The sequence below is a fragment of the Pseudomonas fluorescens genome, assembly GCF_902497875.1.
Taxonomy (GTDB): Bacteria; Pseudomonadota; Gammaproteobacteria; order Pseudomonadales; family Pseudomonadaceae; genus Aquipseudomonas; species Aquipseudomonas fluorescens_BR.
Genome location: NZ_CABVHY010000142.1, coordinates 1 through 1,327 on the forward strand (window position 1 = coordinate 1; position 1,327 = coordinate 1,327).

2 protein-coding genes are annotated in these 1,327 nt (G+C 61.8%); both read right to left on the reverse strand.

All coding sequences use genetic code 11. The features are described 5' to 3' along the window. Positions 1-119: 119 nt before the first annotated feature. Positions 120-881 (reverse strand): uroporphyrinogen-III C-methyltransferase, encoded by a 762-nt coding sequence (gene cobA, locus F8N85_RS34260; RefSeq protein WP_150804837.1) that lies wholly within the window; start codon positions 879-881, stop codon positions 120-122. Positions 882-891: 10 nt separating this feature from the next. Further along, the coding region (locus tag F8N85_RS34265) for a bacterioferritin-associated ferredoxin (RefSeq protein ID WP_191636323.1) at positions 892-1,327 on the reverse strand (436 nt) is incomplete at its 5' end.

A 1,327-nucleotide genomic window follows, 5' to 3' on the forward strand; every position in this document is an offset into this window, starting at 1 on the left:
GATCAAAAGATCGCAGCCTGCGGCAGCTCCTACGCTAGGCGGGGTGTCCGCAAATCCCGTGTAGGCGCTGGCGAAGCCTGCGATCTTTTCAGTGGTTGGGGCGCAGCTTTCGACAGTTCCTACAGGGCCACGTCTACGCACCACTCTGCCGCAGGCAGCGATTTTTTGACGTCTTCACAAGCTGCCACCGCGCCGATTACCAGGATAGCCGGGCTTTTCAACTGGAAGGCGAGGGCATCTTCCTGCATGGCGGTCAGATCGCTCCGACATTCCCGTTGATGCGGCAGCGAAGCGTTTTCGATCATCGCCACCGGCGTATCCGCCGCCATTCCACCAGCCAGCAGTTGCTCGCGAATTTCGCTGAGCTTGGCCACGCCCATGTAGATCACCAGCGTCGTACCGCCCTGGGCCAGGGCCTGCCAGTTCAGGCTACTGTCGTCTTGAGTGTGGGCGGTTACCAGGGTTACGCCACGGCTGATGCCACGCAACGTCAGCGGGATATTGCATTGCGTCGCTCCGGCCAGGCCGGCGGTGATGCCATTGACCATTTCGACTGCAATCCCGTGGGTCCTGAGCCATTGCGCTTCTTCACCGCCACGTCCGAAAATGCACGGGTCACCGCCCTTGAGTCGCACCACGCACTTGCCTTGGCGGGCATAACGCAGCATCAGCCGATGAATGAACTCCTGCGGCGTGGAGCGACAGCCGCCGCGTTTGCCGACGGCAATGATGCGTGCCTGTGGGCAATGGGCCAGGACGGCCTCGTTGACCAGATCATCGATCAGCACCACATCGGCTTCGCCCAGGGCGCGCACCGCTTTGAGGGTCAGCAATTCGGGATCGCCAGGACCTGCGCCCACCAGCCAGACTTTTGCGCTCATGTTCTATTCCTCACGAAGTGACGGCTATCGGTTGGGCAGTAGCGGCCAACAGACGCTTGATTTCCGGTACGCAGGAGCCGCATTGAGTGCCGCAGCCCAGTTCTTGTTTCAAGCCATTGAGATCCAGGCCGCGGCGGATACCGGCGCAGACTGCGTTTTGGCTGACGTTTTTGCAGTTGCATAAGGTCTTATTGGCGGACGGGTCGCTGGTCGCGCTACCCGGCGGGGTGCTCAGCGGCGCCAGCAGCCAGCGGCGCAATTGTTCGTCGGCTGTGCCCTCGAGCCACAGGCTTTGCAGCCAATGCCGGGCGAGGGTTTCACCGGCCAGGCGGATGGCGGTGATGCGTCCGCTCTCGATCCGCACTCGCTTGCCAATGGAGCGCCGTGGGTCGTCATAGGCCAGTACTGGTCCTTCGTTAAGCCCCAGCTGTTGATCGATGTCCCTG

Excerpts from the sequence above, each read along its gene's own strand:
- cobA (WP_150804837.1), bottom strand. The coding sequence starts at position 881 with ATGAGCGCAAAAGTCTGGCTGGTGGGCGCAGGTCCTGGCGATCCCGAA.